The 19,904-nt window shown below is 68.4% G+C and carries 24 protein-coding genes; 9 read left to right on the forward strand and 15 right to left on the reverse strand.

What is annotated here, in order from left to right; translation table 11 throughout:
• Positions 1-166 precede the first annotated feature (166 nt).
• A complete protein-coding gene (locus tag ACFPZL_RS00870; protein ID WP_218114235.1) occupies positions 167-763 on the forward strand; it encodes a TetR/AcrR family transcriptional regulator in 597 nt (198 codons plus the stop codon).
• Positions 760-1,119, forward strand: a complete 360-nt coding sequence (locus tag ACFPZL_RS00875) for a DoxX family protein (RefSeq protein WP_218114236.1) — start codon at positions 760-762, stop codon at positions 1,117-1,119. Before ACFPZL_RS00870 ends, ACFPZL_RS00875 begins: the two co-directional genes overlap by 4 nt.
• Before the next feature lie 152 nt (positions 1,120-1,271).
• Here the strand turns inward: ACFPZL_RS00875 and ACFPZL_RS00880 are convergent, their stop codons facing one another.
• The 3 genes from ACFPZL_RS00880 to ACFPZL_RS00890 all read right to left on the reverse strand — a co-directional run bounded on the left by ACFPZL_RS00880 (position 1,272) and on the right by ACFPZL_RS00890 (position 3,931).
• Positions 1,272-2,072: a phosphatase PAP2 family protein gene (locus tag ACFPZL_RS00880; RefSeq protein ID WP_218114237.1), complete on the reverse strand. Its 801-nt coding sequence runs from the start codon at positions 2,070-2,072 to the stop codon at positions 1,272-1,274.
• 109 nt (positions 2,073-2,181) lie between these two features.
• Positions 2,182-3,003: a TrmH family RNA methyltransferase gene (locus ACFPZL_RS00885; protein ID WP_218114238.1), complete on the reverse strand. Its 822-nt coding sequence runs from the start codon at positions 3,001-3,003 to the stop codon at positions 2,182-2,184.
• 7 nt (positions 3,004-3,010) lie between these two features.
• Entirely contained in the window at positions 3,011-3,931 is a 921-nt protein-coding gene (locus tag ACFPZL_RS00890) for an alpha/beta fold hydrolase (RefSeq protein ID WP_218114239.1), read from the reverse strand.
• 87 nt (positions 3,932-4,018) lie between these two features.
• Here ACFPZL_RS00890 and ACFPZL_RS00895 point away from each other — a divergent pair, with 87 nt between their 5' ends.
• Complete coding sequence (locus ACFPZL_RS00895; RefSeq protein WP_218114240.1) at positions 4,019-4,717, forward strand: 3'-5' exonuclease; 699 nt, start codon at positions 4,019-4,021, stop codon at positions 4,715-4,717.
• 124 nt (positions 4,718-4,841) lie between these two features.
• Here the strand turns inward: ACFPZL_RS00895 and ACFPZL_RS00900 are convergent, their stop codons facing one another.
• Positions 4,842-5,090 (reverse strand): type B 50S ribosomal protein L31, encoded by a 249-nt coding sequence (locus ACFPZL_RS00900; protein WP_218114241.1) that lies wholly within the window; start codon positions 5,088-5,090, stop codon positions 4,842-4,844.
• A 119-nt stretch (positions 5,091-5,209) separates the two neighbouring features.
• Entirely contained in the window at positions 5,210-5,995 is a 786-nt protein-coding gene (locus ACFPZL_RS00905; RefSeq protein WP_218114242.1) for an ABC transporter ATP-binding protein, read from the reverse strand.
• A gap of 61 nt (positions 5,996-6,056) precedes the next feature.
• Here ACFPZL_RS00905 and serB point away from each other — a divergent pair, with 61 nt between their 5' ends.
• Positions 6,057-6,704: a phosphoserine phosphatase SerB gene (gene serB, locus ACFPZL_RS00910; protein WP_382334561.1), complete on the forward strand. Its 648-nt coding sequence runs from the start codon at positions 6,057-6,059 to the stop codon at positions 6,702-6,704.
• A gap of 63 nt (positions 6,705-6,767) precedes the next feature.
• On the opposite strand, the gene ACFPZL_RS00915 is transcribed toward serB, so the two are convergent.
• Entirely contained in the window at positions 6,768-7,577 is an 810-nt protein-coding gene (locus ACFPZL_RS00915; RefSeq protein ID WP_218114244.1) for an isocitrate lyase/PEP mutase family protein, read from the reverse strand.
• Positions 7,578-7,796: 219 nt separating this feature from the next.
• Positions 7,797-8,507 carry a 3-oxoacyl-ACP reductase FabG gene (fabG, locus tag ACFPZL_RS00920; RefSeq protein ID WP_218114245.1) on the reverse strand — a complete coding sequence of 237 codons (711 nt, stop codon included), beginning with the start codon at positions 8,505-8,507 and terminating at the stop codon, positions 7,797-7,799.
• A 62-nt stretch (positions 8,508-8,569) separates the two neighbouring features.
• Between fabG and ACFPZL_RS00925 the strand changes: the two genes are divergently transcribed.
• Genes ACFPZL_RS00925 through ACFPZL_RS00940 form a run of 4 tightly spaced genes read left to right on the forward strand, consistent with a single transcriptional unit; the run spans position 8,570 to position 10,995 of the window.
• Entirely contained in the window at positions 8,570-8,947 is a 378-nt protein-coding gene (locus tag ACFPZL_RS00925) for a DUF3099 domain-containing protein (protein ID WP_236021846.1), read from the forward strand.
• On the forward strand, positions 8,944-9,204 hold the full coding sequence (locus ACFPZL_RS00930; RefSeq protein WP_218114246.1) for a hypothetical protein: 261 nt from the start codon (positions 8,944-8,946) through the stop codon (positions 9,202-9,204). The genes ACFPZL_RS00925 and ACFPZL_RS00930 overlap by 4 nt, the downstream gene beginning before the upstream one ends.
• Entirely contained in the window at positions 9,201-10,067 is an 867-nt protein-coding gene (locus tag ACFPZL_RS00935) for an SURF1 family cytochrome oxidase biogenesis protein (RefSeq protein WP_218114247.1), read from the forward strand. Before ACFPZL_RS00930 ends, ACFPZL_RS00935 begins: the two co-directional genes overlap by 4 nt.
• Positions 10,060-10,995, forward strand: coding sequence for a cutinase family protein (locus tag ACFPZL_RS00940; RefSeq protein ID WP_218114248.1), 936 nt, complete (start codon positions 10,060-10,062; stop codon positions 10,993-10,995). The genes ACFPZL_RS00935 and ACFPZL_RS00940 overlap by 8 nt, the downstream gene beginning before the upstream one ends.
• A 10-nt stretch (positions 10,996-11,005) precedes the next feature.
• Here ACFPZL_RS00940 and ACFPZL_RS00945 read toward each other — a convergent pair whose 3' ends face one another.
• The 6 genes from ACFPZL_RS00945 to sufB all read right to left on the reverse strand — a co-directional run bounded on the left by ACFPZL_RS00945 (position 11,006) and on the right by sufB (position 16,728).
• Positions 11,006-12,556, reverse strand: a complete 1,551-nt coding sequence (locus ACFPZL_RS00945; protein WP_382334568.1) for an ABC-F family ATP-binding cassette domain-containing protein — start codon at positions 12,554-12,556, stop codon at positions 11,006-11,008.
• Positions 12,557-12,600: 44 nt separating this feature from the next.
• Positions 12,601-12,927, reverse strand: a complete 327-nt coding sequence (locus ACFPZL_RS00950; RefSeq protein ID WP_218114272.1) for a metal-sulfur cluster assembly factor — start codon at positions 12,925-12,927, stop codon at positions 12,601-12,603.
• 78 nt (positions 12,928-13,005) lie between these two features.
• Positions 13,006-13,767, reverse strand: coding sequence for a Fe-S cluster assembly ATPase SufC (gene sufC, locus ACFPZL_RS00955; protein WP_218114250.1), 762 nt, complete (start codon positions 13,765-13,767; stop codon positions 13,006-13,008).
• Entirely contained in the window at positions 13,764-14,096 is a 333-nt protein-coding gene (locus ACFPZL_RS00960) for a non-heme iron oxygenase ferredoxin subunit (RefSeq protein ID WP_218114251.1), read from the reverse strand. Before ACFPZL_RS00960 ends, sufC begins: the two co-directional genes overlap by 4 nt.
• Positions 14,096-15,310 carry a Fe-S cluster assembly protein SufD gene (sufD, locus tag ACFPZL_RS00965; protein ID WP_218114252.1) on the reverse strand — a complete coding sequence of 405 codons (1,215 nt, stop codon included), beginning with the start codon at positions 15,308-15,310 and terminating at the stop codon, positions 14,096-14,098. The genes ACFPZL_RS00960 and sufD overlap by 1 nt, the downstream gene beginning before the upstream one ends.
• Positions 15,310-16,728 carry a Fe-S cluster assembly protein SufB gene (gene sufB / locus ACFPZL_RS00970; RefSeq protein ID WP_236021848.1) on the reverse strand — a complete coding sequence of 473 codons (1,419 nt, stop codon included), beginning with the start codon at positions 16,726-16,728 and terminating at the stop codon, positions 15,310-15,312. The genes sufD and sufB overlap by 1 nt, the downstream gene beginning before the upstream one ends.
• Positions 16,729-16,998: 270 nt before the next feature.
• Here sufB and ACFPZL_RS00975 point away from each other — a divergent pair, with 270 nt between their 5' ends.
• Positions 16,999-17,934 (forward strand): COX15/CtaA family protein, encoded by a 936-nt coding sequence (locus ACFPZL_RS00975; protein WP_236021850.1) that lies wholly within the window; start codon positions 16,999-17,001, stop codon positions 17,932-17,934.
• 124 nt (positions 17,935-18,058) lie between these two features.
• Here ACFPZL_RS00975 and ACFPZL_RS00980 read toward each other — a convergent pair whose 3' ends face one another.
• Entirely contained in the window at positions 18,059-18,703 is a 645-nt protein-coding gene (locus tag ACFPZL_RS00980; protein WP_218114254.1) for a hypothetical protein, read from the reverse strand.
• Positions 18,704-19,524: 821 nt separating this feature from the next.
• Positions 19,525-19,904 (reverse strand): PLP-dependent transferase (locus ACFPZL_RS00985; RefSeq protein ID WP_382334566.1); only part of this gene is annotated, 380 nt, incomplete at its 5' end.

The raw sequence follows: 19,904 nt of genomic DNA on the forward strand, positions 1-19,904 counted from the left end.
TCACGTCTGACGAGGGAATCGCTCCGGTAGTCGGGGATCCTGACGTCGATCCGGGTGAGACTCCGACCCTCGACGACTTCCTGAGCTGAACGAGTCGTCGATGTGCTCCCGGTCTGGAATAGTGTATGCTGAATATGTTCAGTGAATGCATTCAGTCAGGATCTCCATGAATGCCAGACGCGACGAACAGCGCCGCGAGACCGAAGCGAAGGTGCTGTCGGCTGCCGGCGAGCTCTTCCGTACCAGGGGGTTCGCGAACACCACCATCCGCGATATCGCCGTCGCCTGCGGGGTGAGCGTCGGCACCGTCGCCTCAGTGGGGGAGAAGGACGCCCTGCTCGTCGCCGTCTTCGATCGAGGCATCAAGGGAATCCACGAAGCGAACTTTCGCGGCGCCGAGGGGGTGCGGGGAGACTTGACCGAGCAGATCCTTCTGTTGCTGGATCCGTTCATCGAGATGTTCACCGCCGACGCCGCGCTGGCTCGGGCGTACGGCTCGGTGCTGGTCGCGGGGGAGCACGGCTCGATCGTCTTCTCCGACCTCTCGGGCCTGCTCGTCGGCGAGATCGAAACCGCAGTGCTGGGTGCAGAGGATCCGCCCGCCGCGGAGCAGGCCCGATCGCTGGCCGAGAGCATCTACTTCGCGTATATCGGGCGCCTCTTCAGCTGGCCGTCTGACGCAGCTACGAGTGCGGCCGACCTCAGGCGAAGCCTGCGTCGCATCGTCGCGGCGATCTGTCGAGCAGGGGAGGCCTGGGCATGACCCTCATCGCCGACCCGTGGTGGCTGACCATGCCGCTGACTGCTGCGCTCCTGTTCGATGCTGCTGCTTCGCTCAAGCCGCCGGCATTCATCCGCGATTGCCTCGACGGGGTGCGCTTTCCGCGCGAATGGTGGTGGGTGCTGATCGTCATCAAGACGCTTGCGGCTACGGGTCTGATTGTCGGCCTCTGGGTTCCGGGCGTCGGGCTCGCGGCGAACATTGGAGTGATCGTCTATTTCCTGTGCGCGGCGGCTTCCCATCTCAGGGCGAAGTTCCTGACTCAGGCGTTCTGGCTGAACTGCCTCGGCATGCTTGCACTCTCGATCCTGACGCTCGTGTTCTCGTTCTTCGCCTAGGGAACCATCCGGGGAAGTGGGCCGCAAGCGGACGGTGAGCTGCAGTCGGGGAGCAAGTAACGCGTCGGCCTGAACTTTAAGCTGACATAATATAGATTATCCACGCATGCATAACGTCGCACGGGTACGGACGTTGATGAAGAATCGCGAGGCTACGCGCCGAGCGTCATATAGGCCCGAGCGGTCAATGCGCTCGCACCGACGAGCGCGATCTCGCTGCCGCCCAGCAGCATCGATCCGGAATCAAGCGTCGCCGCACCCGCGACGACGATCAATCCGCCGACGACCAGCGCCCAGCCGCTCACCGTCAGCACGACGCCGAGGACCTTGTTCAACGCGTTGGCACCCGAACTCGGCAGCCTCACAGTGCGTGCACGACGCGGCAGGCGGAACGCGGCCGCGAGACCGAAGGCCAGCACACCGAGGGCGAGTCCCCCGAACACGTCGCTCGGGCGGTGCCAGCCGAATGCGAGCAGCTGCCACGAGGCCGTGCCGAGGAGCATGGCACCGAGCACGCCGGCCACACCCCTCGACGCTGCGGGAAGCGCCCAGATCGCTCCTCCGACGACGACCGCGAAAACGGTCATATGCCCGCTCGGGAACGTGTTGTCGGCTTCGAAGTCGAGCAGCGACGGCCGGATGAGCCACTCCTGCTTCAACAACTGCGAAGCCAGGATCGCGGCACCGCCGAACAGCACGATCCAGAGAGCCCGTCCGAAGCCGCGGTACCGCCAGGCGACCAGGAGGATGACGAGCAGTGCAGCGCCAACGCTCCAGGTGGAGACCAGGCTCAGCGGAGCGGGCGGGTCGAAGGTGAACTCAGAGGCGCCCAGCACGCTCTGCTCGGCGAGCTGACCGATCCCGCTCTGCACGCCGATCACGTACGAGACGACGCCGACGCCGAGCGCGAACAGCGCGTAGAGCAGGGCCTTGCCCCGTCCGACCCCGTTCATGCGCGCTCCCCCGATGCTCGTCTCACCGCTCCGAGCGGCATGTCCGCACCGAGCCTAATCGGAGCGCCTATCGATTTCCCGAACGCGCGCGGAGGGGCGGCTGCTCCCCTCATCCGGCCGCATGATCGGCCGTGCGCACGGCCCAGAGCGCGACCGCCGCGGCTGTTGCGACGTTCAACGAATCCACGCCGTTCCCCATGGGGATCGTCACGCAGCGCGTGGCCGAGGCGAGCGCACGGCGCGTCAATCCCTGCCCTTCGGTACCGAAGAGGAGCGCGAGCCGATCCGGCGTATCCGCGACGAAATCCGCGAGGTCCTCGGCATCGTCTCGCAGCGCGAAGGCCGCGAGCTCGTAACCGGCGCTCCGGATCATCGGTCCGGCCAGCGGCCATTCGGGCAGGCGCGCCCATGGCACCTGGAGCACCGCCCCCATGCTGACGCGCACCGCACGCCGGTAGAGCGGATCGGCGCAGGCCGGGGTCAGCAGAACGCCGTCCGCGTCCAGCGCCGCGATCGAGCGGAATATCGCGCCGACGTTGGTGTGATCCGCCAGATCCTCGAGCACGACGATGCGCTTCGACGCGCGCAGCAGCTCGAGCGGGTCGCGAGCCTCCGGCCGGTGCATCGAGGCGAGGGCTCCTCGATGCAGGTGGAAGCCGGTGAGCCGCTCCAATTGGGCGGAGTCCCCCACGTAGACGGGTACATCGGGATGGCCCGCCAGCAACGGCTCGACGCGCGGCAGCCATTCCTCGAGCAGCAGCACCGATCGCGGGCGGTGCCCTGCGCGCAGCGCGCGCTCGATCACCTTGGGCGACTCCGCGAGGTACAGGCCCTCCGCGGGTTCGCGCACGCGCCGCAGTTCGACATCGGTCAGCTGCGTGTAGTCGGCGAGTTCGGGTACGCCGACATCCTCGATGCGGAGGATCCTCATCGGATGCTCACCGACGTTCCCCCGTCGTGTCGGAAACGTCTGCGCTGCGTTCCGAATGCTCGCGCAGGAACTTGGCGAGCGCTGCAACGGCCGGTTCGACCGCCTCGTAGTGGACGAGATGCCCGACTCCCGGCATCACACGGAGCCGCGAGTCCGCGAGCTGGCGCTGCAGCCCGAGCTGGGCCGGAAGCGGCGTGATGTCGTCCCGGTCCCCCACGATCAGGAGCACCGGCTGCGTGATCGCCGCAGCGTACTCGGCGACCGTGTGGGAGACGGAGGCGCGGAAGGCCTCGAGGAGCGTACTCGTGTCGGCGAAACGGCTGAAATAGCGGTCATGCTGGCCGTGGATCCAGGCGCGGAGCGCCGGATCGGGCGTCTTCGCCATCACGATGCTCATCAGGCGCACGATCACCGGGTTGCCGAGGAGCGCGCGCGCTGCACGCTCGGGCAGACGGTCCGCGGCCCAGTAGTAGAAGATCGCGAGCCGCGTCATCACGGCCTGCGGTCCTTCGAGCGCGGGCGAGGAGATCGGGTTGATGAGTGCGACCGTGCTCGGGTCGAGCCCCTGGTCCAGTGCGGCGGCGACGACCAGGGATCCGAAGGAATGGCCGAGGATCGAGTACCCGCCGGGTGCGGCCTCCCGTGCGAAAGCGCGCAGCCATTCGCCGTAGAGCGCGAGATCGTGCTCACGTCCGGGGATCGCCGGACTCGCCCCGAACCCCGGCAGGTCGGGAACGACGACCCGTATACCGGGGCGGTGCTCGACGAGCGCCGCGGCGATGCCGGCAAGCCCGTGGTGGTCTCCGCGGAAGCCGTGCACCAGGATGATCGTCTCGCCGCTCGGCTCACCATGTCGGTCGCCGTACTGCCAGGCCCGGGTCTCGATGCCGAGCGCATCGATCCGCAATTCGGCCGGTGCTTCGCTCACCCATCGAGTCTAGCGCCCGGCGGAACGCCGAAGCGCCGACGGCTGCACGGCACGGCCGCTACGCTGTGATGGACGAAAGGATCCGCCGTGACCGATGCACTCCCCCTCTGGGCCTCGCAGCTCGCCGTGTTCGACACCGAGACGACCGGGGTGGATCCGGCGCAGGCGCGCATCGTCAGCGCGAGCATCGCGCTGCTGGGCGAGGGCGGCGCGGTCGGCGAGCGCTACGACTGGCTGATCGACCCGGGCGTGGAGATCCCGGAGGCCGCCGCACGCGTGCACGGCATCACCACCGAGGTGGCCCGCGCCAGCGGCGTCGATGCGGGAGTCGGCGTCGCCCAGATCATCGAGCAGCTGTTCGCCATGATCGAGCGCGGCTACCCCGTCGTCGTCTACAACGCCCCGTACGACCTCACCCTGCTGCGCGCCGAGGCCGTGCGCCACGGCATCGCGTGGCCGGGGCTCCCCTCCCCCGTCATCGATCCGCTCGTCATCGACAAGCAGGTGGACCGCTTCCGCAAGGGCAAGCGCACGCTCGATGTCGTCACTCAGCACTACGGCGTCGCACTTGATACGGCCCATGACGCAGGCGAGGATGCGATCGCGGCGGGCAGGGTGGCGCAGGCGATCGCCCGCCGCTACGCATCCGTGTTGCCCGGTGACGTGCAGCAGCTGCACGACGAGCAGGTCTCGTGGGCGGCGGCGCAAGCCGCGAACTTCCAGGAGTACATGCGACGGGTGCGGGATCCGCAATTCGTCGCCGAAGGCGCTTGGCCGTTGCGGTAGCCCCGTCACTCGCGAGAGAGCGATTGTGCGGCGCCACGCAGGACCGGGACACGCAGGACCGGGATGAGACGCAGAAGGGCGGATCCCCGAATCGGGATCCGCCCTTCTGCGTGCAGCTCGGAGCTTACGCGCCGAAGCCCTTGAAGCGCTGGTTGAACTTCTCGACGCGACCGGCCGAGTCGAGGATGCGCTGCTTGCCGGTGTAGAAGGGGTGCGAGGCGCTCGAGATCTCGACATCGATCACCGGGTAGGTCGCACCGTCGAGCTCGATGGTCTTGTCGCTGGTCAGCGTGGACCGGGTGAGGAAGGTCTCCCCCGAAGCCAGGTCGCGGAACACGATCGCGTTGTACTCGGGGTGGATGTCGGTCTTCATGGGAGTTCCTTAGATGTTGCCTGGTGAGGAGCGTGTAACAGCACGCTCCGAGGTCTTGGGATCGGCGGACGAGTCCGCACCAGCGGTCAAGTCTAGCAGAATGCGGCGCGGTGGCGATCCTACGCGTGCGCCACCGCCGAATAGCGCCCGTTGCGCTGCGTCACCTCGAACTCCATGCCGAAGGTCGCGCCGAGCGCGTCGGCGGTTAGCGTCTCGTCGATGGGGCCCGCCGCCTGCACTCGGCCGTCGCGGAGCAGCAGCACGTGCGTGAAGCCGGGCGGGATCTCCTCGACGTGATGCGTCACCATGATCATCGCGGGAGAGTAGGGCGACTGGGCGTAGCCGGAGAGCAGCTGCAGCAGCCGTTCCCGTGCGCCCAGGTCGAGACTCGCGCTCGGCTCGTCGAGCAGCAGTAGCTCGGGATCGGTCATCACCGCCCGCGCGATCATCGCCCGCTTGCGCTCGCCATCGCTGAGGGTGCCGAAACGGTGGTCGGCGAAGTCGACGAGATCCCACTCCGCCAGAATGCGTTCGGCCTGGCGTTCGTCGAGGCTGTCGTACTCCTCGTTCCAGCGGCCCTCGACGCTGTAGGCGGCGGTGAGCACCACATCCCGCACGGTCTCGTTCGCCGGGATCCGGCGCGCGGTCGCGGACGATGCGAAGCCGATGCGGTTGCGGAGCTCGAAGATGTCGACCTTGCCGAGCGTGGAGTCGAGCACCGTCACCTGCCCGGTCGTCGGATAGTCGTTCGCCGTCGCCAGACGCAGCATGGTGGTCTTCCCCGCGCCGTTCGGGCCGAGGATCACCCATCGCTGATCGCTGTCGACCTCCCAGTCGATCCCGCTGAGGATCGGGCGCCCGTCGCGCACGTAATCGACGTCGGAGAAGCGCAGCACATTGCTCATGCCATCCAGCGTACCGAGCGGAGGTCATCGCCGTGGCGCGGCACGCCCTACGCTGGAGGGTATGAGCACTCCCTCCCCCAACCGCCCGCTCGTCGTGCTGGACTGCGACTCGACCACGATCCAGGACGAGGTCATCGAACTCCTCGCCGACGCGGCCGGCACGCGCGAACTCGTCGCCGAGGTGACCGAGCGCGCGATGCGGGGCGAGCTCGATTTCGCCGAGAGTCTGCGCGAGCGGGTGGCCACCCTGGCAGGCACACCGGAGACGGTCTTCGAGCAGGCGTATCGCCGGGTTCGCCCGACTCCCGGCATCCACGAGCTCGTCGCCGCGGTGCACGAGCGCGGCGGCGTCGTCGGCGTCGTCTCGGGCGGCTTCCACGAGGTGCTGGATCCACTCGCCGACGACCTCGGCCTCGACCTCTGGCGCGCGAACCGCCTGGAGGTGGTCGACGGAGCGCTCACCGGCCGCACGCTCGGCCCGATCGTCGACGCCGCGGCGAAGGCGGCGGCGCTGCGCGAGTGGGCCCACGATGCCGGGATCCCGCTCGCCGCCACCGTCGCGATCGGCGACGGTGCGAACGATCTCGAGATGATGGAGGTCGCCGCGCTCTCGGTCGCCTTCAACGCGAAGCCGATCGTGCGGGAGCGGGCGGACGTGTCGATCGAGCAGGATCTCGCGCAGGTCATCCCGATGCTCGACGAGCTGTAACCGGCTGCGCACATCGACGGCGCCCGTAGTTCGCGCCGGTCGACCGCAGCCGGCCGGTCTCGCTCAGAAGTTGTTGAGCTTCTCGGTGTCGTCCGGGATGACGCCGTCCGCCAGCAGCGAGGTGCCGAGCCGTTTCAGCGCCGTCAGCGCGACGTTCTGCGGCATCGGTCCATAGGAGATCCGGGCGACGCCCAGCGCCTCGTACTCGGCGGCCGTGAGCGCACCGGGAAGGCCGATCACGCTCACCTTGCGCAGTCCGATCCCGGCGACCAGGGCTCCGGCCTCGTCGCCGGTGAGCACGCCGGGCACGAACACGCACTGCGCCCCGGCGCCGACGTAGGCGCGGCCGCGCGTGATCGCCTCGGCGAGCGCCTCCCCGCGGGGCCGGTCCCCCGCCTTGAGCAGCGCATCGGTGCGCGCGTTCAGCACGAAGCGCACGTCTTCGCTGTCGCCGGCGTGCACCGCGGCCTCCATGACGTCGACGGATTCCCGCAGCGGGCGCATCCGGTCCTCGATGTTGGCGCCGCATACTCCGACCGCGATGGCGCGGCGCACCGTCTCGCCCGCGTCGGCGAAGCCGCCGTCGAGATCGGCGGTGACCGGCAGATCGGTGGCCGCCACGATGCGCTCGAGCGCGGCGATCATCAGGTCGAGAGGGATCCGCTCGCCGTCGGGGTACCCGTGGGCTGCGGCGATGCCGTGCCCGGCTGTGGCGATGGCCCGGGTCCCGGGAAGTTCCGACACCACGCGCGTGCTGACGGCGTCCCACACGTTGACGACGCGCAGGATCTCCGGGGCGGTGTACAGCTCGGAGAGCGCGGCGGCGTCGACCGCGACGCGGGCCAGGGACCGGGGGTGTGCATGGGAGGTCATCCGATCAGGCTAACCCGGCCGGCCGCCGTTCGATAGGCCTTGACTTCACTGCTCGGCATGCTAGGCCTAGGCGCGCCCCCGCGTCGGAGTATTTGGGATTCGAGGGGCCACGTCAATGGCCCATGCCCCGGCCAGCCGCACCAAGCGATGCATCGCATCGCGCGGCGACGCCGCTTCGGCGCGCCCCGCGCCGAAGTATTGGGGATTCAACGGGCCACGTCAGTGGCCCATCCCCAGCCCGCCGTCGACCGGGATGACCGCGCCCGAGATGTACGCGGCGTCGTCGCCGGCGAGGAACGACACGGCGCCGGCGATCTCCGCGACATCGCCGAATCGCCCAGCCGGGATCGACGAGAGGTACTGCTGCTGCTGCTGCTCGGGCAGCACTGCGGTCATGTCGGTGTCGATGAAGCCCGGAGCGATGACGTTCGCCGTGATGCCCCGACCGCCGAGCTCTCGTGTCAGCGACCGTGCGAAACCGACGAGTGCGGCCTTCGACGAGGAGTAGTTGATCTGCCCGGGCGAGCCGTACAGCGCGACGACGCTCGAGATGAGGATCACGCGGCCGAAGCGACCCTTGAGGAGACCCTTGGCGGCGCGCTTCACGACGCGGAACGTTCCCGTGAGGTTCGTGTCGATGACCTCGGAGAAATCCTCCTCGCTCATCCGGAGCAGCAGGGTGTCCCGAGTGATGCCGGCGTTCGCGACCACGACCTCGACCGGGCCGAGCTGCTGCTCGATCTCGGTGAAGGCGGCATCGATCGATGCGGCATCCGTCATCTCGGCGCGGACCGTCAGCGAGCCCGCCGGACCCTCCCCCGAACGCGCGGTGACGGCGACACGGTGTCCATCGGCGAGCATGCGCTCGGCGATGGCGTATCCGATGCCCCGGTTGCCGCCGGTGACGAGGACGGTGCGAGAGGTTGCCATGACTGATCCTTTCCTTGGCTGCGCCCAGCCTACCGGCAGCCGACGGGACTAAAATCGACGGTGTGGAGCGGCAGTACGAGGTGACGTCCGTCGGGGTGAACCCGGCGGAGGATCGTGCGCACCGCATGCGTGTCTACTTCACGGCGATGACGATCCGCATCGCCTGCGTCGGCTCGCTCTTCTTCGTACGAGGCTGGTGGATCCTGCTCGTCGGCGTGGCCGCCGTGATCCTGCCCTATTTCGCCGTGATCGTGGCGAATCAAGCCGCACCGGGGGTCGGGACGCGTCCGGAGCCGCCCACGCCGCTCGAACTGACCGGCCGGAGCAGCCCGGCCGAGGACTCGTCGTCCACGCCTGCTTCGGAACAGCTCCTCGTCGTGGACGCTCCTGCCGAGCGGCGCGCCGGAGGGCCGGCGACCGTCGATGGGGAGGCCGCGTGAGCGGTTCGCTCGCGGCGTCGCTCGGAGGAGCGCCCGCCCTGACCTACGAGTGCTCGCGCGCCGGCTGCCGTGAAGCGGCCGGCCAGGCGATCCGTTGGCGGAACCCGAAGATCCATGCCGAGGATCGCTGGAAGACGTGGCTCGCCTGCGACGAGCATCTCGAGTTCCTGCGGGAGTTCCTCGCGGCGCGCTCGTTCCCGCTCGAAGTCGTCCCGGTTGCGGAGCTGTCCGACCGCGCGACGGAGGGTGGACGATGAACGGGAGGCCGCCCGGCACGACCGACACGGGTTGGGGGTTCCTGCGGAGCCGTCGGTGGCTCGGCTATTTCGCGCTGTTCACCGTATTCGCCGTCGTCTGCGTGCTGCTCGGAAACTGGCAGTTCGCCCGGCGAGCCGAAGCCCGCGCCGAGATCGACCGCATCGACCGGAACTACGACTCCGCGCCCATCGACCTGGCCGAGGCCGTGCCGCAGCGAGACGGCTTCGACGAGGACACGTGGAAATGGCAGACCGTCGAACTGAGCGGCTCGTACATCGACGAACCGCTGCTGGCGCGAAACCGCCCGGGCCCCGACGGCGTCGGATCCGCTCTGGTCCAGCCGTTCCGGCTCGACGACGGAAGCGTGGTCTTCGTCGATCGCGGTTGGGTCCACGTCTCCGGCACCGACGAGGCGCCGGCCGCGCTGCCGGTCGCGCCGACGGGCGAGGCGAGCGTGCTGGTACGCCTGCGCGCGAGTGAGCCGGAGGTTGCGGGAAGCAGCGCGTCGAAGCGCTCCGTTCCGAGCATCAATGCGCCGATGCTCGCCGAGTTGACCGGTACCGACGACACTGCGTATCTCGCCGTGTTCGGGCAACTGGTGAGCGAGACGCCGACTGGCGAGACAGGAGTGCTCGCCGAACGGCCCGAGCGGGACGAGGGCCCGCACCTCTCCTACGCCCTGCAGTGGTACGTCTTCATCATCATCGGCGGCGCGGGCATGGCCTACGGTGCTCGGCAGGATCATCGTGCGCTCGCCGGGAACGAGTCGGCCCGAGAAGAGGCGGATCTGCGCCGTGCCGAGCGGCGACGCCGACGCGGGCCGAGCGACGCGGACATCGAGGACGCCCTGCTCGATGGCTGAACTGCTCCTGCTGCGCCGGAAACCCCGCGCCGTCGTGTTCGCCGCGCTGCGGCGTGCCCTGATCGGTGCGGTGATCTGCGGTGCGATCGTCGCGACGGCGGCCGGGTGCGCGTCGAAGCCGGATCCGGAAAGCACCCGCGCGGACCTGTCCGAGGTCACCGAGGCCCCGATGGCCCCGGAGGAGATCGACGAGTACGACGCGACGCTGCACCCGGATCCGATGGTCGACGCCGTCGACTGCACGCCCTATCTGGTGGTCACATCGCGAGGCACCGGCGAAGGGGCGAGCGGGCAGCTGCTCTCCCCCGTGGTGCGCATGATCGCCGAGTCCCGGCCCGACGAGGTGCAGACCGTCGACCTCGACTACCCGGCCGACGCCGAGGTCAAGATCGGTGCCACGCGCGGCGCGCGGATCCTGATCGACACGCTCAACGTGCAGGCCGACGCCTGCCCGGAGCAGCGCTTCATCCTGCTCGGCTACTCCCAGGGCGCGCTCATCGTCGGTGACGCCATCGCCTCGCCCGAGGTCCGGCTCATCGGCGCGTCGGTCGGGGAACTCGCGCCGGACGCGGCGGAGCGCGTGCTCGCGGTCGTGCTCTACGGCGATCCGAGGTTCCGCGGTGCGGAAAGCTACGACGTCGGGGACTTCGACCCGAGTGTCAACGGTGTGCTGCCGAGACCGGCAGGCAGCCTGGACGCTTTCGCCGATCGGCTGCGGGACTACTGCGTCTCGGGCGACATCGTCTGCCAGAGCGGTTTCGATCTCGATGAGAGCGGTCACGTCGCCTACTACTCGAACGGGATGCAGCAGGACGGCGCCGCCTTCGTCATCACCCGGCTCGGCCCGCCGGAGTCGGCCGAAGATGACGCCGCGCCGTCGAAGGGGCGGACTCCCGTGGGCGGCGCCGAGCCCGACGAGAGCGACTGAGCATCCGGCCCTACGCCAGCTCGATCAGCTCGAGGTACTCCTTCGACCAGTGATCCTCGGTCCCCTCCGGCATGATGAGCACGCGCTCGGGGTTCAACGCCTCGACGGCTCCGGGATCGTGCGATACCAGCACCACGGCGCCGGAGAAGTTCGCGAGCGCGTCGAGCACCTCTTCGCGGCTCGCCGGGTCGAGGTTGTTCGTCGGCTCGTCGAGCAGCAGCACGTTCGCGCTCGAAACGACGAGCATGGCGAGCGCGAGGCGCGTCTTCTCCCCGCCAGAGAGCACCCCGGCGGGCTTGTGCACGTCGTCTCCCGTGAACAGGAACGAGCCGAGCACCTTGCGCGCCTCCGTCTCGGTCAGATGCCGCGACACCGAGATCATGTTCTGCAGCACGCTCGCCTTCACGTCGAGCGTCTCGTGCTCCTGCGCGTAGTAGCCGATCTTGAGGCCGTGCCCCGGTACCAGGCCGCCGGTGTCGGGCTCGTCGATCCCGGCGAGCAGGCGCAGCAGCGTCGTCTTGCCGGCACCGTTCAACCCCAGCACGACGACCTTCGATCCGCGGTCGATCGCGAGGTCCACGCCGGCGAAGATCTCGAGCGATCCGTACGACTTCGAGAGGCCCGAAGCCTGCAGCGGTGTCTTTCCGCAGGGGGCGGGATCGGGGAAGCGCAGCTTGGCGACGCGGTCGACCCGCCGTTCATCCTCGAGGCCCGAGAGCATCTTCTCCGCACGCGCCACCATCTGGTGCGCGGCAGCGGCCTTCGAGGCCTTCGCGCCGAACCTTGCCGCCTGATCCTTCAGGGCCGATGCCTTCTTCTCGACGTTCGCCCGCTCCTTCCGGCGCCGTTCCTCGTCGGCAGCCCGCTGCCGGAGGTAGAGGCGCCACCCCATGTTGTAGACGTCGATCACCTGACGGTTCGCGTCGAGGTAGAAGACGCGGTTCACGGTCTCCCCCACCAGGTCGATGTCGTGGCTGATCACGATCACGCCGCCGCGGTAGGTCTTGAGGAACTCCCGCAGCCAGACGATGCTGTCGGCGTCGAGGTGGTTGGTCGGCTCGTCGAGGATCATCGTGTCTGCGTCGCTGAAGAGGATCCGTGCGAGCTCGATGCGTCGGCGCTGACCGCCCGAGAGGGTCCCGAGCGGCTGGTCGAGCACCCGATCGGGCAGGCCGAGATTGTGCGAGATCGAGGCCGCTTCCGCCTCCGCGGCATAGCCGCCGAGCGCCTGGAAGCGATCGGTCAGGTTTCCGAAGCGCTTCATCGCCTTCTCGGCGACCTTCGGATCGTCCGAGGCCATCTCCTCCGAAGCGCGGGCGATGTTCTTCGTCAGAGTGCCGAGGCCGCGGGCATCGAGGATCCGGTGCCGCGCGAGCTGCTCGGGGTCCCCCGAGCGCGGATCCTGCGGGAGGAAGCCGAGCTCCCCGCTGATCGCGACACTGCCTTCGGCGGGCTGCAACTCACCCGAGAGGGTACGCGTGAGCGTGGTCTTGCCGGCGCCGTTGCGCCCGACAAGACCGATCTTGTCCCCCGGATTGACACGGAAGGTCACCCCGCTCATGAGTCGGCGGGCGCCGACGTCGATGGCGAGGTTCTCTACGGTGATCAAATAGCGAACCCGAGCGCGCGCATCATGTCGCGGCCGTCCTCGGTGATGCGCTCGGGCGTCCACGGCGGCATCCACACCCAGTTGATGCGGAACGCCCGGACGAGCCCGTCGAGTGCCTCGGCGATGTCGTTCTCGATCACGTCAGTGAGCGGGCAGCCGGCACTGGTGAGCGTCATCGAGATGACGAGTGCGTCGTGCTCCTCGTCGAAGGCGAGATCGTAGATCAGGCCCAGGTCGACGATGTTGACGCCGAGCTCGGGATCGCTGACGTCCTTCAGCGCCTCGAGCGCCTGCTCCTTGAACTCGGGATCGATCGAGGTCATGATCGTCGCCGGTCCGATCGTGTTCTCGGAGGCGACGACGTCGTTCGCGTCTGCAGTCATACGGCTAGCCTACGCGCCTCAGGCCGCGTCCACGAGGTAGCGGTCGTAACCCTCTTCCTCGAGACGATCGGCGAGCTCCGGGCCGCCCTCCTCGGCGACGCGCCCGTTCACGAACACGTGCACGAAGTCGGGCTTGATGTAGCGGAGGATCCGCGTGTAGTGCGTGATCAGCAGCACTCCGAGCCCGGTCGTCTCCTTGGCTCGGTTGACGCCCTCGGAGACCACCTTCAGCGCATCGACGTCGAGACCGGAGTCGGTCTCGTCGAGCACCGCGAACTTCGGCTTCAGCAGTTCGACCTGCAGGATCTCGTTGCGCTTCTTCTCGCCGCCCGAGAAGCCCTCGTTGACGTTCCGCTCAGCGAAGGAGGAGTCCATGCGCAGGTTCTCCATGGCCTCCTTCACCTCCTTCATCCAGGTGCGGATGGCGGGCGCCTCGCCGTCGATCGCGGTCTTCGCGGTGCGGAGGAAGTTGGCGTTCGTCACGCCCGGGATCTCCACCGGGTACTGCATCGCGAGGAACAGGCCGGCCTGGGCGCGCTCGTCGACGCCCATCTCGGTGACCTCCTCACCGTCGAGCAGGATCGATCCGCTCGTGACCTCGTAGCGCGGGTGGCCAGCGATCGCGTAGGCGAGCGTCGACTTGCCCGAGCCGTTCGGGCCCATGATCGCGTGGGTCTCCCCCTGCGGGATGGTCAGGTCGACGCCGTTGAGGATCGGCTTCGCGCCCTGGTCGGTCTCGACGCTGACGTGCAGATCCTTGATCTCGAGGAGGGAAGTCATTGTGCAATCTCTTTCGTAACAGTGGGGTCTATGTAGATGTCGCCGTCTTGGATCTCGACGACGTACACCGGAACAGGTTCGAAGGCCGGCAGGTTCATGGGCTGGCCGGTGCGCAGGGAGAAGGCGGATCCATGCGCCCAGCACTCGAGCGTGTCGCCCTCGACGAAGCCTTCGGAGAGGCTGATCTCGCCATGGGTGCAAGTGTCTCCGATGGCGTGCACCTCCCCCTGGCCGTCGAGCACGATCGCGATCGGTACGCCGTCGAGGACGACGCGTTCCGCCTGATCCTGCACGAGATCGCCCAGGGCGATCGCCTTCTGACGAGCCATCAGGCTCCCTTGACAGCAGCCGCACGCACCAGATCGGTCTCGGCGAGTTCCGCTTCGATGGCGGCCTGGAGGCGCTCCTCCGTCGCCGCATCGCCGATCTGGGCGATCACCTCGAGCAGGAACCCGCGCACGACGAGCTTGCGGGCCTCCTCCTCGCTGATGCCACGGCTCTGCAGGTAGAAGATGTGCTCGTCGTCGAAGCGTCCGGTCGCGCTCGCGTGCCCGGCGCCTTCGATGTCGCCCGTCTCGATCTCGAGGTTCGGGATCGAATCGGCGCGGGTGCCCTCGCTCAGCACGAGGTTGCGGTTCTGCTCGTAGCTGTCGGTGCCCGTTGCGCTCCGGCGGATGAGGACGTCGCCGATCCACACGGTGTGCGCACCCTCGCCCTGCAGCGCGCCCTTGTAGGTGACGCGGCTGCGCGTGTGCGGGGCGTCGTGGTCGAGGTACACCTGGTGCTCGAGGTGCTGGCCGGCGTCGGCGAAGTAGGCGCCGAGCGCCTCGCCGTTCGCGCCCTCGTGATCGAGGTGGATCGACGGGTTCAGGCGGACGATGCCTCCGCCGAGCGAGACGACGATGTGCGTAAGCGACGCGTCGCGACCGACGGTCGCGTAGTGGCTGGCGAGATGCACCGCATCGTCGTCCCACTGCTGCACGCTGACGACAGTCAGCTGTGCTCCGTCGCCGACGACGATCTCGACGTTCTCGCTGAGGTGCGCCGTGCCGCGGTTCTCGAGAATCACGAGTCCCTGCGACTGGGGCTTCGCTTCGATCACCGTGTGGCCGGCGCGCGGGGCGGCGTCGAGGGTGTCGCGGGTGACGATCGCGGTGACCTTCTCCTCGGCGGAGACCGTCAGCAGGTGCGCCTCCCGGAACGCGGTCCAGGCCGCGGCCGCGCCGCGCTCCTCCGGGATCCCTGCGCGCCCGATGCGCGCGTCGTCCCGCGCGATCCACTCGCTCGAGATGCCTTCGGGGCCGCTCACGGATGCCGCGACCCGCGAACCGTCGAGCTCACCGTTCAGCAGGGCGTCGAGCTCGGCCACGGGCGTGAACTTCCAGACGGCCTCGCGTCCGGTGACCCGCGGGAAGTCGGCGACATCGGTGCTCTTCGGGCGCGCCGAACGGGTCTGCACCGGAACCTTCGAGTCCCATCCGCCGTCCGAGTGCGCCTTCAGGCCATGCTGAGCCGGGTCCATCGTTGCTGCAGCGTTGGTCATTATCCGACGGATCCTTCCATGCCCATCTCGATGAGCTTGTTCAGTTCGAGTGCGTACTCCATGGGCAGCTCGCGCGCGATCGGCTCGATGAAGCCGCGGACGATCATCGCCATCGCCTCTTCCTCGGCGAGCCCACGGCTCATCAGGTAGAAGAGCTGGTCCTCGCTGACGCGCGACACCGTGGCCTCGTGGCCGAGCTCGGCGTCGTCGGTGCGGATGTCGATGGCCGGGTAGGTGTCGCTGCGCGAGATCCTGTCGACGAGCAGGGCGTCGCAGACCACCGAGTTGGCGGCGTGGTGCGCCGTCGACTCCACCCGGACCTCGCCGCGGTAGCCGGTGCGGCCGCCGCCGCGGGCGATCGACTTCGACAGGATCGACGACTTGGTGTGCGGGGCGAGATGGATCATCTTCGCGCCGGCGTCCTGGTGCTGGCCCGGGCCGGCGAACGCGACGGAGAGCGTCTCGCCCTTCGCGTGCTCGCCGGTGAGGTAGATCGACGGGTACTTCATGGTGACCTTGGAGCCGATGTTGCCGTCGACCCACTCCATGGTCGCGCCTTCCTCGGCGACCGCGCGCTTCGTGACGAGGTTGTACACGTTGTTCGACCAGTTCTGGATGGTCGTGTAGCGCACGCGGGCGTTCTTCTTCACGATGATCTCGACGACAGCCGAGTGCAGCGAGTCGCTCTTGTAGATCGGCGCGGTGCAGCCCTCGATGTAGTGCACGTAGCTGCCCTCGTCGGCGATGATGAGCGTGCGCTCGAACTGGCCCATGTTCTCGGTGTTGATGCGGAAGTAGGCCTGCAGCGGGATCTCGACGTGCACTCCCTTCGGCACGTAGACGAAGGATCCGCCCGACCAGACGGCCGTGTTCAGCGCCGCGAACTTGTTGTCGCCCGACGGGATGACCGTGCCGAAATACTCCTGGAAGATCTCGGGATGCTCGCGCAGGGCGGTGTCCGTGTCGAGGAAGAGCACGCCCTGGGACTCCAGGTCCTCGCGGATCTGGTGGTAGACGACCTCCGACTCGTACTGGGCGGCCACGCCGGCGACGAGGCGCTGGCGCTCGGCCTCCGGGATGCCGAGACGCTCGTAGGTCTCCTTGATCTCCTCCGGGAGCTCCTCCCAGGTGGTCGCCTGCTTCTCGGTGGAGCGCACGAAGTATTTGATGTTGTCGAAGTCGATGTCGCTGAGGTCGGCGCCCCAGGTCGGCATCGGCTTCCGCTCGAAGATCTGCAGCGCCTTGAGGCGTCGCTGCAGCATCCACTCGGGCTCGTTCTTCAGCCCTGAGATGTTCCGCACGACGGCCTCGTCCAGACCGCGGCGCGCGCTCGCGCCGGCATCGTCGGCGTCGTGCCATCCGAACTCGTACACGCCCAGGCCCTCGAGTTCGGGCCGGTCGATCAGCACCTCTGGCATCGTTCTTTCCCTCGTTCGTCCCATCGTGGGATCCGGGGGCACACCGCACACCCGGTTCCCTGCGACGGTGCAGTAGTGTGGGCGTCGAAGCGCCCGACTCGCTCGCGCTCCGAGCCGGCCGGCGAGGCCGTTCCCGAGCCGCTGAGCACCAAACAATCAGTCTACAGGCTCGCCTGCGAAATGTCATCGAAGGCAAGCCTTACTCATGCGGGCGGTTCGCACTCAGCGATCACCGACAAGCGCTGACGAGTACTGAGCGAGAGGATCACCGTGACCGGCACACGAGCGAGCGATTTCGACCTCGTCGGAGGGAGGACGACCTCGAGAACCCTGCGCGTCTCGGCCTGGATTTCCTTCGTGCTGAACGTGGTGATCATCGCCACCGGCGGAACCGTCCGCCTGACCGGTTCAGGGCTCGGGTGCGACACCTGGCCGACGTGCACGAGCGAATCGCTCGTCTACAACGAGGCCATGGGCATCCATTCGCTCATCGAGTTCGGCAACCGCACCATCTCGGGTCCGCTGCTGATCGCCGCGATCCTGGTGCTCGTGCTGAGCTGGCGCATCCGCGCTCGGCGCCGCGACCTCCTGGTGATCTCGGCGACCGTGCTGGCCCTCGTGGCCGCACAGGCGCTCATCGGCGCATTCGTGGTCTGGCTGCATCTGAACGCGAACCTCGTCGGTGTGCACTACCTGATCTCGCTCGTCATCGTCTGCGTGGCGGCGGCCTATCTCGTGCGCATGTACGAGCCCTCGCTCCCCCGCGCGCGTGCGGTGCCGCTCGGCTACGCGATCCTCGCCCACGTCACCACGCTCTTCATGGCGATCACCATCTTCGTCGGCGTGCTCACCACCGGCGCCGGCCCGCACTCGGGCGATGAGAACGTCGTGCGCGACGGCTTCGACGCGACGCTGCTCAGCCACATCCACGCCTGGCCCGGCTACATCTCGTTCGCCCTCGTCGTCGCGCTCATCGTGTGGGCCGCGATCGGGCGGCTGCGGCCGCTGCGCTGGTCGATCGCGCTGCTCGCCGTGCTCGTCGTGCAGATCGCCGTCGGCGTCTACCAGGCCCGCAACGGCCTGCCGCCGGTCGCGGTCGGGGTGCACATGGTGCTCGCCTCGCTCACGGCCGCAGCGATGACGGTCGTGATCCTGCGCCTCAAGCAGCCCGTGGCACGCGACGACGCCGAATCCCGAGCAGCCTGAGGGCGGGGCGGGACCCGTCTCGCGCCCCGCTCCGTCGACCTCTCGAGCCTCCCCGCCCATGTGAGGTCGGCGAAAGACGAGAAATGGCCTTCTATCCACCCGGGAATGCGCCTTTTCCTGCCTTTCATCGAAGCGGGTCGTGCTGCACGCCGAAGCCTGTGAACGGTACGGCCGACTCCGTGCCGTCGCCGGAGCGCTCGTCGAGCAGCCGTGCCAGTGAAGGTCTGACCGGCTGGCCGGGGCGTCCGCTGAAGCTCAGCATGCGGCGCCCGGCACCGACCGGATCGTCGAGGAGATTCTCCTGGTAGAAGACCATGAGGCGCCACCCGGCGTCCCGCGCCGCCTGATGCTTGCGGGGATCGCGCCTGCGCTGACGACGGGAGGTGTGATGCTGCTCGCCGTCGTACTCGAACGCACTCCGCGTCTTGTCGTCGACGGCGTCGAAGCGCCCGATCCACCGCCCTTCAGCGTCGTGCAGTTCGGCTTGCAGGCGCAGTTCGGGCATGCCCGCTCGAGCTCCCGCGAGTCGCATGAGCGTCTCCATCCGCGATTCCGCCCCCTCGCGTGCGAGGGCTACGGCAGCCCTGAAGCGAACCGCACCGCGACCCGTGACCTCCGTGACGGAGCGAGCCAGATCGCCGGGCGAGACGTAGAGGTACGGGTCGTACCGCCTCGGGTCTCGAAAGCGGAGGAAGTCGAGCGCGACGACCAACTCCGGGAATGGCAGCGCGAGGGCCGCCTCGCGTACGGCGTGGAGCGGGTCCGACACCGGAATATCGAAATCGTAGTCTGGCGACAGACAGAGGTGATGCCGCGCGGGCGTGCTGTGCCGATGCCCGGTGACGCCCGCACAGCTCACCCGGCCGATACGGGCGGGTGAGGAGACATCGACCGGCTGGCCCTTCGGAACGCGGATCGGGCAGCCCAGGAGCGCGAGAGCGGTCGCATGGCTGAAGCGCTCGCCCTCTCTGAGGCGGGGCAGGTAGCGAAGCGCCCGGTCCCGCAGCGTGTCCGCGGGAGGGAGCTCCGAACGCACACCGTGGAACGGACGATCCCAACGAGGATGCCGGAGCACTCCTCGAGAGCAGGTTGGTGGAACGGCATCGCGCACCAGGAACGACCGGCGGTCTATGTCCGTATTGGCGAGCGGATTCCGATGCATGCACCCATCATGGAACGAACCGCAAGGCAGGAGCAGGCGTTATCCACAGCATTCGCGGGATTGGCGGAATCGCACTTTCTCCGGCGAATGTGAGCGAGGAATCTCGCTCGCCCTCTCACCGAACTTCCGTTCCCGTACAGGCCTCGGTGAAACTCTTGCATGCCTCGGTGAAACTCGCTGCGAGAGGCGGAAAAAGGTTCTTCCGCGGGAGAATTTCCGCCTTTTTCCGCGTTTCGCGAGGATGCATGTGGGGGTGTTTGGGGGCGGCGCCTCGGGGTACGGGAGGGGGCAAGCGCGGGAGGGACGGCAAGCGCAGACGGAGCGGGCAAGCGCGGGTGGGGGTGGGCGGCGCAGGCGCGGGCGGAGGAATGGTGGGCAAGCGCAGACGGAGCGGGCAAGTGCAGGCGGAGCCGGCGCGCCGGGAAGGATCAGCTCGCGGCCGCCAGCGCCTGGGCGAGATCGGCCCAGAGATCCTCCACATGCTCGATGCCGATGCTCAGCCGTACGAGCGACTCCGGCACCTGCACGGGTTCGGAGGGCTGACGCCGGCGACGCTCGGCCAACGACTCGACCCCGCCGAGGCTCGTGGCCGGGGTGACCAGGCGCAGCGCGCCCACGAACGCATCCGCACGCGACGCCGTGCCGAGCTCGATCGACACGAGTGCACCGAAACCGTCGAGCTGCGCGGCGGCGAGAGCGTGGAACGGGTCGCTCGGGAGCCCCGGGTAGCGCACGCGGGTCACTCCTGGTGCGGCAGCGAGTCGAAGCGCCAACTCCCCCGCGCTCGCCTCGGCGCGGTCGAGCCGCA

Origin of the sequence: Leucobacter soli, from assembly GCF_042659205.1 — a bacterium.
GTDB lineage: Bacteria > Actinomycetota > Actinomycetes > Actinomycetales > Microbacteriaceae > Leucobacter > Leucobacter soli.